Source organism: Marinoscillum sp., from assembly GCF_965229915.1.
Taxonomy (GTDB): domain Bacteria; phylum Bacteroidota; class Bacteroidia; order Cytophagales; family Cyclobacteriaceae; genus Marinoscillum.
On record NZ_CBDDJZ010000001.1, the window covers coordinates 2513057 to 2532128 of the forward strand.

The 19072-nt window shown below is 42.7% G+C and carries 14 protein-coding genes and 2 tRNA genes; 6 read left to right on the forward strand and 10 right to left on the reverse strand.

From position 1 onward, the window contains the following. Positions 1 to 31: 31 nt before the first annotated feature. Genes uvrA through ACO067_RS10895 form a run of 3 tightly spaced genes read right to left on the reverse strand, consistent with a single transcriptional unit; the run spans position 32 to position 4592 of the window. Positions 32 to 2887: an excinuclease ABC subunit UvrA gene (gene uvrA, locus ACO067_RS10885; RefSeq protein WP_421873950.1), complete on the reverse strand. Its 2856-nt coding sequence runs from the start codon at positions 2885 to 2887 to the stop codon at positions 32 to 34. A 28-nt stretch (positions 2888 to 2915) separates the two neighbouring features. Then, positions 2916 to 3635 carry a TIGR00730 family Rossman fold protein gene (locus tag ACO067_RS10890; protein WP_421873951.1) on the reverse strand — a complete coding sequence of 240 codons (720 nt, stop codon included), beginning with the start codon at positions 3633 to 3635 and terminating at the stop codon, positions 2916 to 2918. 54 nt (positions 3636 to 3689) lie between these two features. Continuing rightward, positions 3690 to 4592 carry a TIGR01777 family oxidoreductase gene (locus ACO067_RS10895; RefSeq protein WP_421873953.1) on the reverse strand — a complete coding sequence of 301 codons (903 nt, stop codon included), beginning with the start codon at positions 4590 to 4592 and terminating at the stop codon, positions 3690 to 3692. Positions 4593 to 4606: 14 nt separating this feature from the next. Here ACO067_RS10895 and ACO067_RS10900 point away from each other — a divergent pair, with 14 nt between their 5' ends. Then, a complete protein-coding gene (locus ACO067_RS10900; RefSeq protein WP_421873955.1) occupies positions 4607 to 5194 on the forward strand; it encodes a hypothetical protein in 588 nt (195 codons plus the stop codon). A gap of 74 nt (positions 5195 to 5268) precedes the next feature. Here the strand turns inward: ACO067_RS10900 and ACO067_RS10905 are convergent, their stop codons facing one another. From ACO067_RS10905 to ACO067_RS10915, 3 genes are all read right to left on the reverse strand, one after another. After that, positions 5269 to 8058, reverse strand: a complete 2790-nt coding sequence (locus tag ACO067_RS10905; RefSeq protein WP_421873957.1) for a TonB-dependent receptor domain-containing protein — start codon at positions 8056 to 8058, stop codon at positions 5269 to 5271. Positions 8059 to 8275: 217 nt separating this feature from the next. Beyond that, positions 8276 to 9505 carry a hypothetical protein gene (locus ACO067_RS10910; RefSeq protein ID WP_421873959.1) on the reverse strand — a complete coding sequence of 410 codons (1230 nt, stop codon included), beginning with the start codon at positions 9503 to 9505 and terminating at the stop codon, positions 8276 to 8278. 214 nt (positions 9506 to 9719) lie between these two features. Further along, positions 9720 to 10706 (reverse strand): AAA family ATPase, encoded by a 987-nt coding sequence (locus ACO067_RS10915; RefSeq protein ID WP_421873961.1) that lies wholly within the window; start codon positions 10704 to 10706, stop codon positions 9720 to 9722. Positions 10707 to 10831: 125 nt separating this feature from the next. On the opposite strand from ACO067_RS10915, the gene ACO067_RS10920 reads away from it, so the two are divergent. After that, the gene (locus ACO067_RS10920; RefSeq protein ID WP_421873963.1) at positions 10832 to 11167 is read left to right on the forward strand and encodes a TraR/DksA family transcriptional regulator; all 336 of its coding nucleotides are present in this window, start codon (positions 10832 to 10834) and stop codon (positions 11165 to 11167) included. Position 11168: 1 nt separating this feature from the next. Here ACO067_RS10920 and ACO067_RS10925 read toward each other — a convergent pair whose 3' ends face one another. From ACO067_RS10925 to ACO067_RS10935, 3 genes are all read right to left on the reverse strand, one after another. Then, positions 11169 to 12218, reverse strand: a complete 1050-nt coding sequence (locus ACO067_RS10925) for an ArsO family NAD(P)H-dependent flavin-containing monooxygenase (protein WP_421873965.1) — start codon at positions 12216 to 12218, stop codon at positions 11169 to 11171. Continuing rightward, positions 12215 to 12835, reverse strand: coding sequence for a protein-tyrosine-phosphatase (locus ACO067_RS10930; RefSeq protein ID WP_421873967.1), 621 nt, complete (start codon positions 12833 to 12835; stop codon positions 12215 to 12217). The genes ACO067_RS10925 and ACO067_RS10930 overlap by 4 nt, the downstream gene beginning before the upstream one ends. Before the next feature lie 184 nt (positions 12836 to 13019). After that, entirely contained in the window at positions 13020 to 13226 is a 207-nt protein-coding gene (locus ACO067_RS10935; protein WP_421873969.1) for a hypothetical protein, read from the reverse strand. A 184-nt stretch (positions 13227 to 13410) separates the two neighbouring features. Between ACO067_RS10935 and ACO067_RS10940 the strand changes: the two genes are divergently transcribed. The 4 genes from ACO067_RS10940 to ACO067_RS10955 all read left to right on the forward strand — a co-directional run bounded on the left by ACO067_RS10940 (position 13411) and on the right by ACO067_RS10955 (position 17904). Beyond that, a complete protein-coding gene (locus ACO067_RS10940; protein WP_421873971.1) occupies positions 13411 to 16512 on the forward strand; it encodes a sensor histidine kinase in 3102 nt (1033 codons plus the stop codon). Between the two features lie 115 nt (positions 16513 to 16627). Continuing rightward, positions 16628 to 16700, forward strand: a tRNA-Gly gene (locus ACO067_RS10945). Positions 16701 to 16933: 233 nt separating this feature from the next. Then, a tRNA-Leu gene (locus ACO067_RS10950) sits at positions 16934 to 17019 on the forward strand. Between the two features lie 282 nt (positions 17020 to 17301). Continuing rightward, entirely contained in the window at positions 17302 to 17904 is a 603-nt protein-coding gene (locus ACO067_RS10955; protein ID WP_421873973.1) for an Abi-alpha family protein, read from the forward strand. 90 nt (positions 17905 to 17994) lie between these two features. Here the strand turns inward: ACO067_RS10955 and ACO067_RS10960 are convergent, their stop codons facing one another. Next, on the reverse strand, positions 17995 to 19071 hold the full coding sequence (locus tag ACO067_RS10960; protein WP_421873975.1) for a hypothetical protein: 1077 nt from the start codon (positions 19069 to 19071) through the stop codon (positions 17995 to 17997). Between the last annotated feature and the right edge of the window lies 1 nt (position 19072).

Below are 19072 nucleotides of genomic sequence, written 5' to 3' on the forward strand. Positions count from 1 at the left end.
ATAAACCAAAGACCTTTTTTTACACCAATGGTCACTTGAGTTCATCTCTTAAAAACTGTGCGGTATAACTTTCTTTGCTCTTCGCCACTTCTTCTGGAGTCCCCTGTGCTATGATCTGTCCTCCGCCTTCACCGCCTTCTGGTCCAAGGTCCACGATGTGATCGGCTACTTTGATCACATCCAGATTGTGCTCAATAATCAACACCGAGTTTCCTTTGGACACTAACTTTTGGACCACTTCCAACAAATGCTGAATATCCTGGAAATGCAGCCCAGTGGTTGGTTCATCCAGGATATAAAATGTCTTGCCGGTATCTCGTTTGGACAGCTCAGTCGCAAGTTTTACTCGCTGCGCTTCACCTCCAGACAGGGTAGTCGCATGCTGACCCAGAGAGATATATCCCAGCCCAACTTCATTGAGCGTCTCAATCTTCTTCAGAATTTTAGGTTGGTTTTCAAAAAACTCTACCGCCTGTTCCACGGTCATATCCAGCACATCAGAGATGGACTTACCTTTGAAGCGTACTTCCAGCGTTTCCCGGTTGTAGCGCTTACCTTTGCAGGTTTCACAGGGAACATGTACATCTGGTAAGAAGTCCATTTCGATCACGCGCATACCTCCTCCCTGGCAGGTTTCACAGCGACCACCCTTCACATTGAATGAAAAGCGGCCCGGCTTATATCCACGTATTTTGGCTTCTGGCAGCTCTGAAAATAACGCTCTAATGTCCGTGAAAACACCAGTATAGGTAGCTGGGTTAGACCTTGGCGTACGCCCAATAGGGGACTGATCTACTTCGATCACCTTATCTATCTGCTCCAAGCCTTTCAGCTCTTTGTGTGGTAAGGCTTCCGCTCTTGATTTGTAGAAAAACTTCCTCAGTATAGGATAGAGCGTTTCGTGGATCAGGGATGATTTACCGCTGCCAGAAACTCCAGTCACACAAAGCAATACACCTAGCGGCAATTTGAGGTTTACGTTTTTGAGGTTGTGACCTGTTGCACCTTTCAGTTCCAGGAATTCTCCGTTGCCTTTTCTTCTTTCTTTTGGTACTTCTATGGAGAGTTTACCAGTCAAATAATCCGACGTGAGGGACTTATTGTTGAGAAAATCCTTAGGTGGCTGAGCCGCCATGATATGACCTCCATGCCGACCTGCTCCCGGACCAATATCCACGATGAAATCAGACTCCAACATCATGTCTTTGTCATGCTCGACCACAATAACCGTATTTCCCAGGTCCCGCAGATCTTTAAGTGCCTGGATCAATTTCACATTGTCGCGTTGGTGCAATCCGATGCTCGGTTCGTCAAGGATGTAGAGTACATTAACCAGCTGAGTACCAATCTGAGTAGCCAGGCGGATACGCTGTGCTTCTCCACCTGATAGTGTTCTGAGCGGCCGATTGAGGCTGAGGTAGGTGAGGCCTACATCTAGCAAGAACCCAATTCGTTTTCGGATTTCTTTCAAAATCTCAGCCGCGATCACATTTTGACGATCGTCCAGTCGGCTCTCCAGGTCCACGAACCATTCAGCCAGTCGATTGATGTTGAGCTCTGCAAGCTCACCAATGTGTTTATCTGCAATTTTGAAGTGGAGTGACTCCTTTTTGAGCCGGTAACCCTCACAGTCCGGGCAAGTAGCTACATCAGTGAACTCTTCCACCCACTGACGGATTTTATCGCTTCCCGCATCCTTTTGCTTTTCAAGAAACTTGATGATTCCTTCAAACTTGGTATTCCAGTCGGTACCGGGATATTTCACAGAACTCACCGCCACAGGAATGCTGTCGCCATAAAGCAGCAAATCCATCACCTTCTCCGGAATGTCTTTGATCGGTGTAGTCAGGTTTACTTTGTTGCGCTTAAGGATGGCCTCTATTTTTTTGAAGATCCAGATATCCCGATACTCTCCTAATGGAGCAATACCACCTCGACTGATGGACAACTTATCATCAGGAATGACTGATTCTCTTGAGATCTCTTCAATGACTCCCAGTCCATTACACTTCTGGCAGGCTCCATAGGGGCTATTGAACGAAAATGTATTCGGTGCTGGCTCATCGTAGGATAGACCAGACTCTGGATCCATCAGGTATTTGGAAAAATGGGCAATCTCACCATTCTGGTCCTGTACCATCAAGATGCCATTGGCCTGCTTGAAAGCCGTCTGAATGGACTGGCGGATGCGTTTTTCATCCGTACTCTTTACAATTACACGGTCTACTACAATTTCTATATCATGAGTCTTGTAGCGATCTACTTGCATTTTGGGTACCAAATCCTGGATCTCACCATTCACTCGCACTTTGGTGAAGCCCATTTTTCTGATTTGTACAAATAACTCGCGGTAATGACCTTTACGACCTTTTACTACTGGCGCCAGTATAATTAGCTTCTCTCCATCGTAACTTTTCAGGATGTGTTCGAGAATCTGATCTTCAGATTGCTTGACCATTTTCTTACCCGAGAGGTAGGAGTAGGCCTCTCCGGCTCGTGCATAAAGCAACCGCAGAAAGTCATAAATTTCGGTAACGGTCCCAACCGTGGAGCGAGGGTTTCTGGAAGTCGTTTTTTGTTCGATTGATATTACCGGACTCAGTCCATTGATCTTGTCTACATCCGGCCGCTCCATGTCGCCAATGAAGGATCTGGCGTAGGCAGAAAAACTCTCCATGTATCTACGCTGACCTTCGGCATAGATGGTATCAAAAGCCAACGAAGATTTACCACTCCCGCTGATGCCGGTGATCACCACCAGTTGATTCCTGGGGATGGTCAGATTGACCTCTTTCAGGTTGTGCTCTCGGGCACCAAATATTTCTATGGATTGCTGTTTTTCTACTGAATCGCTCGGGCGATCCACTTCTGCATTTACCAGGGTCATTCTGCTATGGTTTCTTAAGCTCGAGTTCTTAGAAGTTCGGACTCAATAGATACTTGCTGTAGAAGTCGTCTATCTCGTGGACAGCCTCCTCCGCGGTATCTACCATCTTGAATAAATCAAGATCGTCTTCATTAATATTTTTCTCTGCCAGGAGTACATTTTTTACCCAATCAAATAGTCCTCCCCAGTACTCTTTGCCTACCAGCACAATGGGGAACTGTCCTATTTTCTTGGTTTGAATGAGTGTGATGGCCTCAAAGAGTTCATCCAATGTGCCAAATCCTCCTGGCATCACAATAAAGCCTTGTGAATACTTGACGAACATCACCTTCCTGACGAAGAAGTAGTCAAAATTAATGAGTTTATCTCGATCTATGTAAATGTTGTTGTGCTGTTCGAATGGAAGGTCAATATTTAAACCTACGGACTTACCTCCTTGCTTGTGAGCTCCACGGTTACCCGCTTCCATGATACCAGGCCCGCCACCGGTGATCACACCATATCCATGCCTAACTAGCCTTGCAGCAATGTCTTCGGCCATTTTGAAATATTTGTGGTCCTCTTTGGTCCTTGCAGAACCGAATATGGATACACATGGTCCTATTTTGGCAAGCTTCTCGAAACCATCCACAAACTCTGACATGATCTTAAAAATAGCCCATGAATCGGAGCTTTTGATTTCATTCCAATCACGATCCTTGAAGGCTTCCAGGATCTTTTCTTCTTGCTTGCTTTCCTTCTCTGTCATAAAAAATGTATTAGGGTTAATATAGGGCTGAAGATAAGTGGTTTCGTATTAACTTCAGGAGTTGATCAAATCTTTAACAGCAGCTTCAACCTCAGTAAACTTAAACTTAAAACCAGTGGACTGGATTTTATCTGAGAGCACGTAGTTACCTCCCAGTACCATTTCCGCCATTTCGCCAAGCATCAAACGCATGACAAATGCAGGAACATTTGGCAACCACAGTGGCTTATTCAGTACTCTGGCCAGCGTTTTGGTTAGCGCCTCATTTGATACGGGATTTGGTGCCGTAGCGTTGTAGGTTCCACTGAGTTTTTGCTCCAACACATGCTTAAAAACCAGACAAAGATCTTCGATGTGAATCCAACTCATGTATTGGAGACCAGTGCCTAACGGAGCACCCACATAAAATTTGATTGGTTTGACTATCTCGGCCATCGCTCCACCCTCGTCAGACAGTACCACACCTATCCTGACTTTGGCAACTGAGGTAATATCCGAGAACGTGTCTGCTTCTGACTCCCATTTTTTAACCACTTGAGCGAGAAAATCTTCGCCAGAACTGGAGTCTTCTTTCAAATGAGCCTCTCCAGTATCCATACCGTAGTAGCCAATGGCACTGGCACTGATGAATGATTTCAAGGTTATGCCCAGGTTGGAAACTTGTTCTTTAAGCAAGCGTGTAGAGTTCACCCGACTATCGATGATCACTTGCTTTCGTTCCATACTCCATCGCTTGTCGGCTACTCCAGCTCCTGCCAGGTGGATGATGTGGTCTATTCCGTCAAATGCTTTCGGGTCTATGTATTTTTCCTGTATATTCCACTTAAAGGTGGGATATGTTGCGTCTGGATCAGCTGATCTACTCAAGTGTGAAATCTCATGACCACTTTTGGAAAGAATTTTGCTGAGATGGGTACCAACAAGGCCGGTTCCTCCGGTGATTAATATCTTTGCCATAACTAGGACAACATATGACAAGCCGAATCCTCTTTTTTTCTACGCTATTTTTTTTGTGTCTGACAGGATGGAGTCAAGCATTCGACCCGAGGATTGAGGAAACCACACTGGCAGTGGGTGGATCCAATCGAAAGGGCTATTTAACTCGTTTTGATGTCTCCGCAAAAAAACTTGAAAAAGCCTGGTGGAGGTATTGTCGCGAATTTGGTCGGCCCTTAAACATGAAAGGATACTATCAAGTGACCATACCCAGTGAGTTGAATAGTGGCAATGTGAACCTCAACCTACTGAGCAAGTCCATGGCTAATAAGAATGGAAGTGCATTTTTTCTCACCCTAGACAAAAGTGGAGTGCCCGAGAGTAAGCAAGATTCCTACTACCAACAGGTGAAACTGATCATGCAGTCTTTCAAAGTTTCCTTTGCGGTGGATCAGTTAGAAGAAAAACTGGAGGACCTGGAAAAGGATGCCAAAAAAACGAGTAAGAAAGTGGCCAAATCTGATGGTGCCTCTAGAAAGCGTTATTTGACCCAGCTCCGAACTATTGAAGCACAAATCTCCACGGTGAAAGATCAGCTGATGCAGGTAAACAATGCTTATTAAAGCTTAAAACAAAAAAAGCCCCGACGCGTCCGTCAGGGCTATAATCCATTTTAAATGTAATGAAGATGAGTTATTTAAAATGAATAGCTGTAAGAAACAGTAAAGGTTCTACCAGGGTTTCTGTTTTGGAACACTGCTGTTTCAGATTCGGTACGATAAGTCAACTCATTATTATCGTCCAGAATATTTTGAATTCTTAGGCTTACTGATGATCCCAGGTCTTTGCCAAAGCTTTTTGATACTTTGAAATTCAAGCTGTGGAATGGACTAGTGTAAACCTCAGGAACGATAGACGCACTCACATAGGTTAGCGTTTGGCCCTGTACGTTATAAGAAAGGTTTGCTTGCCAATCTTGTTCTTGTGTCTCATAGTTTAAGAAAGCATTGATGGAGAATGGAGCCTGCATACTCATATTTCTATATCTATCCAATCCATTTTCAGTTCCCTTAAATGCAACCTCACTTTGGTACTCGTTTACTTCTACTCCGTCTACCTCTCCAACAGTAACAGTTTGTCGATCTACCCTTGAAATGGTGTAGGTGAAATTACCGCCTGTAGAGAAATTGTTGAACAATGGACCCAAGAATGAAAGATTCTTACGGGCTTCAAATTCAGCTCCAAAAGCTACCGCGCTGCCCACATTTCTAGGAGTCACCTGATTTGGTGCTACTTCATAAGAAACGATTGCGATGTGGTTAGTAAAATCCTTGTAGAATAATGATGCAGAAACCATTTCACCCGGATTATAGAAGTTTTCCCATCTCAGGTCGTAGTTCAGAATTTCAGCCTGCTTCACATCGATGTTACCAATAAATGTTAGTCCTGATACCGGATCATCTATAAAAGCACCTGATTTTTCTCTAAAGGATGGTCTAGCCAAAGTCTTGGTAAATGACCCTCTCACATTCATGTTTTCGGATAGGTTATAAATCAAACTCACAGAGGGCAAGAAGTTGGTTTCATCAAGTGTTTTCTCATCGATTTCCACATCATTACCATTTTCGGAAATCACGCCAGCGTAGTTCATACCTACCTTTTCCATTCGTACCCCATAGACAGATTTTAACTTGTCAGTGACCTGCATCTCATTCATTGCATAGATGCCAAGGATTGTTTGGGTACCATCGTAGAAGTTACTTATATCGGTACTATTTTGAATTACCAGTCCTTGTGGTCTGTCAGCACTGATAAAATTATCTCTCAGGTCATTTGGGTCCGAGCTATCTACGTTTTGAGATATCAGGTTGTCATAGAAATAGTTATACACTGAGAATTCACGGTCACGATAGTTGATCATAGATCCAAATTTGATCGTATTTTTCTCGTTCAGGTCATAATCAAAATCTAGCTTGAAGCTTTCATTCAGTTCATCCAGATTTCTCCAGAATCGATTGATTTTACCACCGTTTCTAAATGCATATTCTCCATCGTCATTGTTGATGCCTGTTTCTCTATAATCAGGCTCATATTGGTTTGATAGAATCAAAGAATTGGTCCAGTTGATACGAAAATCTCCAATCTGATGCTTACCGTAGGTAATGTTGTTAAACATATGTCTTTCGGTGTAGCTCAGAATGTCATTGTAAATAAATGCCGGGTTATTGAGAGCCGTATTTCTTCTGGTTCTTTTCAGCGCAGTGCTTTGTCCGTTCTGGATATTGATGAAGGTTGTTCCAATAGTAGTATTGGTTGATTTAGCTGCAATGGAAGCCAACCCACTCCATAGGACTTCATTAGTTGCAAGATCACCAATGGAGCGATAATCTCTCACCAGGTCAAGGTTACCCCCTGTGGTGTTCCTCTCGTACTGCTGTCTTTCAAAATCCTTGAAATAATTAGATCTATTTCTGTAAGTCAACAAGGCATTGTAACCCCAAGTCAGTTTCTTACCAACGATTTGATTTCTATGAGAAAAAGAGAAGCTACTATTCATAAAATTTGTGCCCCTTTTTCCTCCAAGTGTTGGGTCGAATTTATTGGTTGTTTCGTTGGTTCTCGGCAAGGATGTATTTGGCTCCACCGGCAAATCCCTCTTTCCATCATCAAAGCCCAACCAATCCGTAGATGAGCCATTGTAGGAAAGATAGTTGGAGTTAAAGTGCATGTCTGGATTATATCCTAAGCTCATGGATACTGACGTGCTGGGTACTTCAGGAAATGCTTTGGTCTGTATATCTATCAGACCACCAGTAAACGATCCAGGCAGGTTAGGAGTAAAGGTTTTGTATACCAATACGTTTTCCAGAATACCGGTAGGAAAGATATCGATCTGAACGTCGTTTCTATCTGGGTCCAGACCAGGGATGATCATCCCATTAACTGAGGTAAGGGTGTATCGATCTCCCAGCCCTCTCACATACACATACTTATCTCCTTGTATAGAAACTCCTGTTACACGTTTCATAGCAGAAGACAAATTACTGTCACCTATTTTTCTAAAAGTGGTAGATGAAATCCCGTCCAGTGTATTGACAGATTTCTTTTGTACTAGCATCACCCCTATGTCATTGTCTTTGGCAACTGTGGCCGTCACGACAACTTCTCCGAGTTGCTGTACATCTTCTTTCATGACCACATCGAGGATGGTGGGCTCGTCTGCCTTCACCTCTACTCCTTCTAGCACGATGGTTTGGAATGAAACTGATTGGAATACAATGTCATGTGTTCCTGCCGGTAGCTTGATGGAGTAGTTGCCATCAAAATCAGTTGAGGCACCAGTAGTAGTACCTTTTTTTACGACAGTCGCACCAAATAGTGGTTCTCCAGTGGCCTCCTCTAGGACCTTCCCTCTGACAAAGCCATCCTGAGCAAAAGCCTGGACAGCAGCAATCGCCACGATTAATGTTAATACCGTTTTTCTCATCTTCATAATAAAATTTGATGCAAAAGTAAATTGGCAGGATAGCCCCATCGTTACAGAAGTTTTACCCTTTGATTACCAATGATTTTGAGAAGGCGGGGATTTAGTAACATTCGGATAACAAATGTTACATTGGCTTTACACTCCTTAAAAACAAAAGCATCCGTCGACTGACGGATGCTTTGCGAAAAATTCTACTTAATTATGTGGATCTATGATCTTATTCTTCAAGAAGAGCTGGTAGATCGTCAGTGTATACTTCCCATGTAGCATTTACTGTGCTGAATGTGAGTGTACCGTCCACTACGTTTTGTGCCGCATTCTCCGTAGACTCAAATGCATCATCAAAAGAAGCATCCAATTTGATCTTACCGCCGTTGGCATTCAGGTTAGTAACGGAGCCCATTGCTTTTGATTTGAAATCACAGTGTACAGAAGCACCACCAACAGCTTCGATTGTTCCGTTTACCAATTTGAAAGAAGCTTTCATGTCTCCTTCTCTACCGTCGATCTCAAGGCCTTCGTCAGAGTCACCTACCCATACCAGGTAGTTAGTGATTGTTCCAGCGTAAGACTGGTCGATATCAAGACCGTCATCACCTACCTGGTTAACTACTACGTTGGTTACGTTTACTGTACCACCGAAGAATTCAACTCCGTCATCGCTATTAGCGTAGATTTCAATGTTTGTGATCGTAGTTCCTGAACCAACACCACCTAGTGTAAGACCGTTGATTTCATCACCTGCATCAGCATCGATGATAGCACCACCATGTCTGATAGATACATAAGAGATAGTACCAGAGTTATCAGAAGCATTGCTACCTCCGTATAGACCGTTAGCGTCACTAGCAGGAACACCTTCGATTTGCGCTGGAGAAGTTTCAGCAGAGATTGGTGCGTTACCAAGAACAACCAAACCACCCCACTTACCTCTAGTAGTAGCTGCTCCATTTTCTTCGTCAGTAGCAGTCATGATGATAGGCTCATCGGCAGTACCGATTGCGTTGATTTTCGATCCTTTAGCAATCATCAATACTGAAGCATCAACTCCTTGAAGAACTGTTCCGTCTACTTCTGTAGCTCCTTCTACTCTTGTTCCAGCCTCGATTGTCAAAGTAGCCCCGTTGATAACAGCTACTCTTCCCTGGATTTCCCATATTTTGTCAGATGTGAAAGTCATATCTTCAGTGATATTACCAGATACGATCTCACGCTCAGTAGCGTCAGTGTTGTAAGTACCTCCTTTAGTAAGTGTCCATCCGAATACTGATTCATCAGCACCAGAAGCTGACTCGTCTGTAGATACTTTACCTGCTACTGCTGCAGATACTGCATCAAGTGCAGCTTGCTGAACCTCTGCATCAGATGGTTCGTCATCGTCATCACTACATGAAGTGAATACTAGCGTTCCAGATAGGAACAATGCCATTGCAAAAAACTTTCTCATAATTAATACCTTTAATTCGTTTCGTTGTTGTTGATAGATTCAATCAATTACGAATGCAAAGGTGTCTGTGGAATGTTAACTGCTATAGCTTGGCTTGTTACGATATCATTAAACTAATATTGCATTTTTTACTTGTGAGTTACGTTTGTTAAGAAACCATGAACAATAAAAAAGCAGCCCGAAAGCTGCCATCTTTTATTGATTTGGGTGGGTCTTACTTGGATAGCTGAACCTTACCCAGTATCCTCCGAATGATTTCGTGTGTGGTGACTCCATCTGCTTCCGCTTCATAATTAAGCAAAATACGGTGGTTCATCACGTCATCGGCGATCTCTTTAATGTCTTCAGGAAGCACGTAATCCCGTTCATTGAAGAAGGCTACCGCTTTAGCCGCCAAATTCAAATTAATGGATGCTCTAGGTGATGCTCCAAACTGAATGTACTGTGCTTCTTCTGTGAGCCCATAGTCCTTAGGGTTTCGAGTGGCAAAGACGAGTTCGATAATATATCGCTCCAGACTTTCTGAAAGGCTGACCTGATTGATCTCCTCTCTGATGGAGAAAATGTCATCTTTAGTCAATACCGTGTTGATCTCCTGGCTGAAAGACATATTGGCCATTCGGCGCATTACTTCCAGCTCTTCTTCTTTGGTAGGGTAGTCTACATGCACCTTCAGCATGAATCGGTCTACCTGCGCTTCAGGCAGTGGATAAGTACCTTCCTGATCTACCGGGTTTTGAGTGGCTAGCACCAGGAATGGCCTGTCCAGCTTGAAAGTAGTCTCGCCAATAGTGACTGTTTTTTCCTGCATCGCTTCCAACAAAGCAGACTGCACCTTGGCTGGAGATCGGTTGACCTCATCAGCAAGAATCAGGTTAGCAAAGATTGGCCCTTTCTTTACTTCAAAATCGGCTTTTTGTTGATTGTAAATCATGGTACCGATCAGATCGGCTGGTAGTAGATCTGGTGTAAACTGAATTCGTTTAAAATCAAGTTTTAACACATCCGACAGGGTATTTACTGTCAGCGTTTTTGCCAGACCCGGAACACCTTCTAGTAAGATGTGACCTTGTGTAAACAATCCGATCAACAGTCTATTGACCATGTACTCCTGTCCCACAACGATCTTTCCTACTTCGCTGATGACCTGCTTGATCTTGGCCTGGTGTTCTTTCTTTAAGTCCTGATCTACTTGCTCCATATCTTTACTAATGTCTCATTAATTGGCTGCAAAAATAACCGCCTTTCGTTCAAACTGAAAATGATCGTCTACATGCACGCGGTTAATTAACGGGAAGTTTCATAAAAAGTGTTAAAATAGTCTTTATGGATCTAAATGAAAAAAGAGAAGTACAAGCGGCCATCGAAGAAAAGATCACAGAACTCACCAGCCGAATCAAAGATTTGCAGGAGGCTACCAAGCCCATGGGACTAGACAGTGCGGTGGGTAGACTCAGTCGGATGGATTACATTAACAACAAAACCATTGATGAAGCAAACTTGCGCCAATCAGAAGTTAAACTCAAAGCCCTGGAGCGGTGGTTAAGCCTCATTGATTCTGATCAATTCGGAAAATGTAGCAGATGCGGAAACGAGATTAATCCAAAAAGGCTGCTGTTTATGCCAGAAAGTACTAAGTGCGTTCATTGCGCAGGCAAATAACTCAACTTAGATACTCCTTTACTTCATGAGCCGTGGCTTTGGCTGATCTACCTACGCCTATAACAGTGGCAGACGCAAAGCCTGTCCAGCTTCCATAGCCGACCATCCACAGTCCTGGTAATTCACGAGATCGGGTGCCGTGGGTATCCACCTTGTTGTGGCGGAAGCTAATGTTCAAACCTCTTAAGTAATCAATCACTGGCAAATATCCGGTACAAAAGATGATGGCATCTAGCAGTATGGTTGTGCCGTCTGAGAGATGTATTCCTTTAGCAGTAAAAGTCTCCAGACCCACATGGTGCTTCAAAACACCCCGCTCACGTGCATCTACTACCGAAGGCACCATAACGATATGTCCAAGTGATGGTGGAATAAATTTCTTCCCTTTCTTTTTGGCCTCATAGAGCTGAGAGGCGGCATCAAAGAGGTACTTACCGTCTACATGATCTGGTAGAAAGTCAGGATCGTCTTTGGTAATCCAATAGGTATCTGCAACTTTTGACACTTCCGCCAATATTTGCGCCCCACTATTACCCTCCCCGATAATGCCCACACGTTTTCCCTCAAAAGAAGTGGGACTTTGATACTTCGCTGAATGGATGATTGATCCGTTAAAACTGTCCAGTCCGGTAAAGTCCGGAATTATGGGCTTCTTAAAACTACCAGTAGTACTGATCAAAACTTTACATCTGTAGTCGCCACCATCAGTGTTTAGGTAAAAGAGCTCTCCTTCTTTTGTTACGGACTTAACTTCAATCGGACGCTGTACCTTCAGCCGATAATGCTTTTCGTAATCAGTCAGATACTGGATCATTTCTTCCCTGGTGGGGTAATGCGACGTTCCTCCCTGCAGAATTCTCCCTGGCAGTGAGCTCCATTGAGCCGGCGAAAAGAGCTTAATAGAATCCCAATAATGCTGCCAGGATCCTCCGGGCTCATTTTCAGCATCGAGTATGAGATAGTCAAGTTTTAGTCGTCGCAAATAATAGGCAACTGCCAGTCCACTTTGCCCACCGCCTACTATAATGATGTCACAGTATTGTTCGGTCATGAGGCCACTAACCCAAACACATAAAACATTTCAGTAGCTATTTGGAAGGATCGCTCTTCATACTTAGACTGCTGCTGTGGGGTGCCATCATAGTGTTTAGGGTCTTCATAGCGCAAGGGTATTCGTACATCTGCGCCAGGAATGATAGGACAATTCGCATCAGCCTCCTCACACGTCATTATAGCTGCAAAATCCTTTTGAGGATTGGTAGAATCATCAAAGGTTTTACTCCAGGCAGTGAGGTAAGTGCTTTCGTTGATACCAATGGTATATCTTGGGTTGCTTTCTCCGACCATTGATACTGAGAAACCCGCCTTCTTAATAGCTGCAACCGCATTTGGGTGAAATGCCGTGGCTGCTGTACCACCAGAGTACGTATTGCACGATACCTGATAGTAATAGGCTGCTGTAAATGCCCAAATCTGGCTGAGATGACTTCTGCGAGAATTATGAGTGCAGATAAAATTGAGCCGAGGTGTTTCTCCAGACTGACTAGGGTTGCTTAAATAGTCAACTAATTGGTGAAGAACTCCCTTTCTGTCCTCATTGATGGCATTGGCATTATTGATAGCTTTTTCACAATAGCGTTGTAACTCTTTATTTAGTAGGTCATTCATCAGATTCATAATGGTTCCTCGAGCACAAGTTAGTGGAAAGCTTGCTGAAGACAGGAAATGCAGTTTCAATTTCTGCCCGCCAAAAGTTTGGACATTAAAAAACCCCGACGGTAAACGTCGGGGCCCCAACCAGCTATAGACAAGACCGTTGCAGCGCAACGGACTTACTTTTATTCTCTTTTATTCAAGCACTCGCTATCCTTCCAGGTGATTCATTTCTGGCATTGTTGAGCTGTGCCACTATTTTTTTTACTAATACCATTTCCGATTCTTCTAATTCGTAAAGTACTTCGAGACTTTCTCCGGTGAGGGACTCGTTTACTTTATGATCCATTTCAGATCCGTGGTTGTAAGCACCACTGTTAGGACTGTACCAAATCAAATACTTCATCAGTCGGCGGTCTTGATTACATTACGAAGATGGGACTTAATTATCAACCAATCCTGCCAAAGTGCTTTAAAATCCTGCCAATTCATAAAAATCAGCTATTTTGGTAGATAGAAGCAGTTTTTACAAGGAAAATTCCTAAGTTTTTCTCAATTTCTGCTGAAAAATAATACGTTCAATAGCTCGAATGTCACTTAAAATCGGTCCAATATTCTTTCATTCACTACTCGTGTTGAGCCTTTTACTCACGAATTATTCGGCTTCATCGCAAGTATTTCCTGCCTCAGTATATAAGGATCAGAAAGGTATGGCGTCTAACCGAATCACAGATATTATTCAGATGCCAAACGGAGAGATATGGATTGCTACACAAGATGGTGTGAGCAGATTTGATGGCATGTATTGGTCCACCTTTCCCGATTCACTACCCATTCCCTACGGTGTCGGCAAGGTGAGGATGGAACTCCTGGCGGACTCTAGTCTGATCATGGCTAGCTCCAATTCTGATGGATTCCGACTGTCTCTATTTCAAAGGGGTAGTTGGTCAGCTATTCAGCCACCAGCTGCAATCAGTGAGGCAACTTCCTTCAATTTCCAAATGATGAAAGGGGTAGGAGGCAAACCTTCTTATCCCGCCTTTTCATTTGGGCGGCAGGTCTATTTCCTCATTAACGGCGTATGGCAATCCATTTCCCTACCGGGATCCTCAGAAAAGTATGCTGTGACCCTGCTTCAATACAGGGACAAAATCTTAGTGGCCACAAGAGATGAGGTTTATAGGATAACCGATGGTAAAAAGGTATCCAAACTATACTCCCACCCTGACATCCGTAAAATGACCATGAGTGCCGATGGTCAATACATCTATTTATTGCACGAGAGAGCCATATCACAAATCAGTGCAGACGGTAGCCAACATCAGTACATTATCCAAAACGAGCCGCTCGGAAATTATGCCACGGTTGGTCAGACTTGTCTCTTTCTATTTCAAGATCAACTCTATTATAGTCTCAATTCACCCTTGACCCAAGTCAACCTTAAAACTGGTGACAGAAAACAAATACTGACTGACTACTACACTGCCGACCACACCTGCATGTCAGCCATGGTAGACAGTGAGGGCAGCATATGGGTAGCTACGCTAAGAGGGGCTTTCAGAGTAAAAGACCTTTCCATCCTCAACTATGATAAAGAGGTCCTGATAGAAGATGAAGTCACAGCCATCTATGAAGATGCTAATGGGGATAGGTACTTAGGCTCCAATGTCGGCTTATCGGTACTAACTAAAAATGGAAACGTTACCCATTATCCCTTTAACAATGTAGCCATCAAAAACAGAATCATGGACATCATCAAGCATGATGAAGAGATTTATTTAAGTGTCTCTTATGAGGGTATCATGAAATTCAATGGAGATGGCCTGGAACTTGTTCCCTCAAGCAAGCAATTGATCGGAGCATCAGATCTACATAGTTTTGATGGGGAGCTCTACTGCTCTGCCGGTCCTGTGATGTATCGACGCGTAGACAATGATTGGACCGTAGCATTGGATCTTCGTCCCATTAAGGAGGCCATGATTCGCAAAATCCTGATTGATGATATTCATCAGCTGTTATTGACGGATGCCGGAGTGATCAGCCTCATAGATTCCACGGTCATTCAGTCAGCGGATCTGTATAAAAACAATGTGTATTCAGCCATCAACTTTCAAAATCAACTTTACCTTGGCACCGCTGCGGGCATCTCCAGAATTGAAAATGAACAAATTATTGAATCAGGCTACTCCGTAGAATCACCCGTGTATGCACTCAGCTCTCCCAATGATAGAGATCTCTGGGTCGGCACTGGTTCGGGAATGCTCTGCTTCACTCCGCAGAACACCTATCAATACACCAAAAATAACGGACTGGTAGGAAATGAGATCAATAGAAACGCGTTTCTCTTTGCTGAGGACGGGTCATTACTGGTAGGAACAGATGAAGGCATGTCCGTCATTGACCCAACTCATAAACGAAAAGCTCCAGTGCCGAACATAGAAATTGTTGGAATAGAAGCCAATCAAAAACCAATAGATCAGTATGACCTTTCTTTCCAAATCAACAGTCTTAAGTTCAGCTTTAGGTCCACTTCCTATTACAATATTGAAGAGCTAAGTTATCGAGTAAGACTACTTGGTCTGAATGAGGATTGGGAATACATTCCCTTTGCTGAACAGAACACGGTCAGCTATCCGAATCTATCTCCCGGAGCATACCAGTTTGAGGTGCAAGCTCATATAGGCAATGGTGAATGGAGCAAAGTGGCCAGAAGTCCAAAAGTTCACATTGAAGCGGCATTCTATGAGCAAGTTTGGTTTCGGATTGTTTTTGTCATTTTCATCGTCAGTTCATTAGTTTATATCTATCGATTTAGAAGTCGTTTACTTAAGGAGCGAAATGAAGAACTTGAAAACCGTGTACTTGAAAAAACCCAGGAACTAGAACATAGAAATCGTGAACTGATTCACACGATAGAGGACCTCAAGGCTGCACAGGGCCAGTTGATCCAGTCGGAAAAACTGGCATCTATGGGTCATCTCACTTCGGGAATAGCCCATGAACTCAACAATCCACTCAACTACATCCGTGGAGGTGCCGAATGTATCATGCGAAACCTGGAAGAACTCACCGTCTTGCTCAATGGGTGGAAAAAGAGACCTGCCAATATGGAGATGATCATGGAGGAGAGTCGCATGCTGGCAGAGTCCATCCTGGAAGGTGCCAACAAAAGCACTGGTATTGTCAAAAGCCTTGGATCCTTTACAGCCGATTCACAAAACTTTTATTCTTTCACAGATTTGCAAAAAGAAGTTGAAACTTCACTGACACTTCTAAACAACGAAATCGGCTTTCGTATCATTATCAACAAAATGTTTGGCAACATCCCACCGATAGAGTGTTATCCTGCAAAAATCAACCAAATGCTGGTGAATATCCTGCTGAACTCTATCCAGTCCATTAAAGATCGGGGTGAGATCACCATTCGATACTACAGGAAAGACGATCAACGAATAGCCCTGGAAATATCAGATGATGGCGAGGGTGTGCCAACCCATCTCCATGAAAAGGTATTCGAGCCATTTTTCACCACAAAAGATTCCAATCCAGGATTAGGCCTTACCATTGCCAAATCGATCGTTCAGGAACATAAAGGGACCATTGTATTTATCTCCAAGCCAGGTCTGGGCACCAAAGTGAAAATTCAACTACCCGTCAGTCAAACCTATCATCCAGAATTGGAGGAGGAATAGTAAAAACCCTGTGCAAACCTTTAACTAAAATTCATTTTAAGAATTTTTCTTACCTGACCATTGCAATTTTCAAGTGTTCATTTAAATTTGCAGTCCCTTTGAACGAGAGGGACAAGCGAGAGTAGCTCAGCTGGTAGAGCACAACCTTGCCAAGGTTGGGGTCGCGGGTTCGAATCCCGTCTCCCGCTCATAGGAAGCTTTTAAGAACAATTGCTGAATCGTTATTAAAAACGACAAGCATAACCTTGAAAGATTGGGGTCGCGGACGGTCCGCCGCAGCGGTTCGAATCCCGTCTCCCGCTCAAAAAAAAGAGCCGCAGAAAAGCGGCTTTTCTTTTTTATGAAGGATGGTTAGAAAGTGGCCATCACATATATTAAAGAAATTGGCTAGCCAATAGCCACATCTAGAATCTAGATGGACGCCTCGGTGGTGGAATTGGTAGACACGCAGGACTTAAAATCCTGTGACCCTTAAAGGTCGTGCGGGTTCAAGTCCCGCCCGAGGTACACTTAAGCCTGATAACTAATTGATTATCAGGCTTTTGTTTTTTATAGGTGGCAGATTTGGTGGTAAAACTTTTTTTAAATATTTATTCGGAGTTTCTAAATGCCTCTAAAAATCCAAATTCCTCTCCCTCTTGGGCCTAAACAGCCGAGGATTTTTTCAGGTATAATGGCAAATACGAATGGGTTGAGTTTTATATTCTAAATCTCGACTCCAGAAAGCACTCAACCGGATCTTCATATTGATTAGCCAAAATTTTAATTACAAACAACTATATTTCTTCTATGAACGAAATTGTAGAAAAAGCTTTTTCTTATCTGGATTTGTTGGTAACTCCACCTTTAAAGGAGCTAGGAGGTCTGCTTGCCGATCAAGCCAAGATGTTTAGATATAAAAATCAACTTAGGCTTATATCCAATGTAGAAAAAATTCATAAAAAACGCGGAATTGCTCCTCGCAAAATCCCTTTAAAATTAGCCTATAATTTAATTGATGAAGCATCGTGGGAAGAAGATGAAAACTTGGTTAATATGTGGTCCCAACTATTAGCTAATGCAACAGATTCAAAAAACCCAATTAATTTTCATAATGTATTTGTGAAGATATTATCCGAATTGTCGAGTCAAGAGGCATCCTTACTTTCTAAATTCATCTCAGAGGAAGGAAAAACTCAATACCTTTTTCCAGGCAACTTAAACAGCATGCTAGGAAAAGACTCTAATGACAGTCAAGGTCGAATTATTGCAAATAATCTGGAAAGGTTAGGGATTCTCCAGTCTCAAAGGACTAATAGCTTAAAAGGGATTGGTGCGCTTAGAGCCAATTACTATATTCTGACTGATTTAGGCAGGCTTTTTATTAAAGAGTGTTCTAGTAGGCCCATCTGATTCTACACATTGGTTTATAACCTGCCCTTATTGTATTTCTTTTTTTCCAAAATTCTGGGGATTATTATATTGACATCTGTGTAAATTCATTTACTCTTTGACTATGAATGGTGTATTATCAGTCATAAAGTGAGTGCTAAAGTTAAGTTTGTCATATATGTCCTTTCCATCCACGCGGAATATATTTCGAAGTGTGGGATTATCGTAGGTAAAGTGTAGTTCGATATGATCAGTTATGTTTCGATTTTCGTGTTTAAGAACTCTTACAAGGCATTCTTTATTTGGTAATAAATGTTTGTTTTCTCCATTCGCACTTATCAAATACTTTTTGCAATAAATCATCTCAAATAGTTCAACACTGTTATTTCCTACGCTTCCATGATGTGACAATTTTACCCATTCACAAATAAGTGGGTTAGCCGGTGAATAACCTTTTTTACGTAGGCTATTAATAATTTCTGAAGGAATGGAATCAGCTAACCAAAGAATTCGTCTGTTCTGGTACTCTGAGATAAATGATATACTGCTTGCGTTTTCGACCGAGCTGTCTTCCTCCCACTTTTGCAAGTCAAAATCATCAATTGGAATGTGGTAATCACTTTGATTGGTCGAAACCGTGCTGCTGATAGTCTCACCCTCAATCCTTTCATATGGAGTGGAAATGTTCCCGTATTTTTCTCTCAAAGAATTTAATTGGTTTTGAGAGGGTGAAAGAAAAATAATTTTAAGACCAAACAATTCCACATCATTCCAGGTGTTCACAACATTGTCGTGCCAGTGAATATTTGAACCAATAAGGTAGCTTTCTAATTGCTCTCCCTGCTTGATGCTTGCTGCACCACTCCAAATGGAGGTATTATTACTACTTGCAAAGCCACGAGCTGAGTTATAGAATGCGGACTCGATTAAATTATTTTGTTCGCCATTTTCTACTGATTTTAGATAAGCCAAAATACCTCCAATGTGATCTTCATGGATATGGGAGATGATCCAAGAGCCAATCGATTCACTATTCTTTTGGATTTCTTTTATTTCATTGAAAAGTACGGATCGAAAGGTTCGTTTAAAGCCAGAATCAATGAAAACATTATGGCTCTTGTTATCTGTTCCTTTGAAATGGATGCGTGCAGCATCACCACATTCAGCTTGATAAAAAGTTACCTCCATT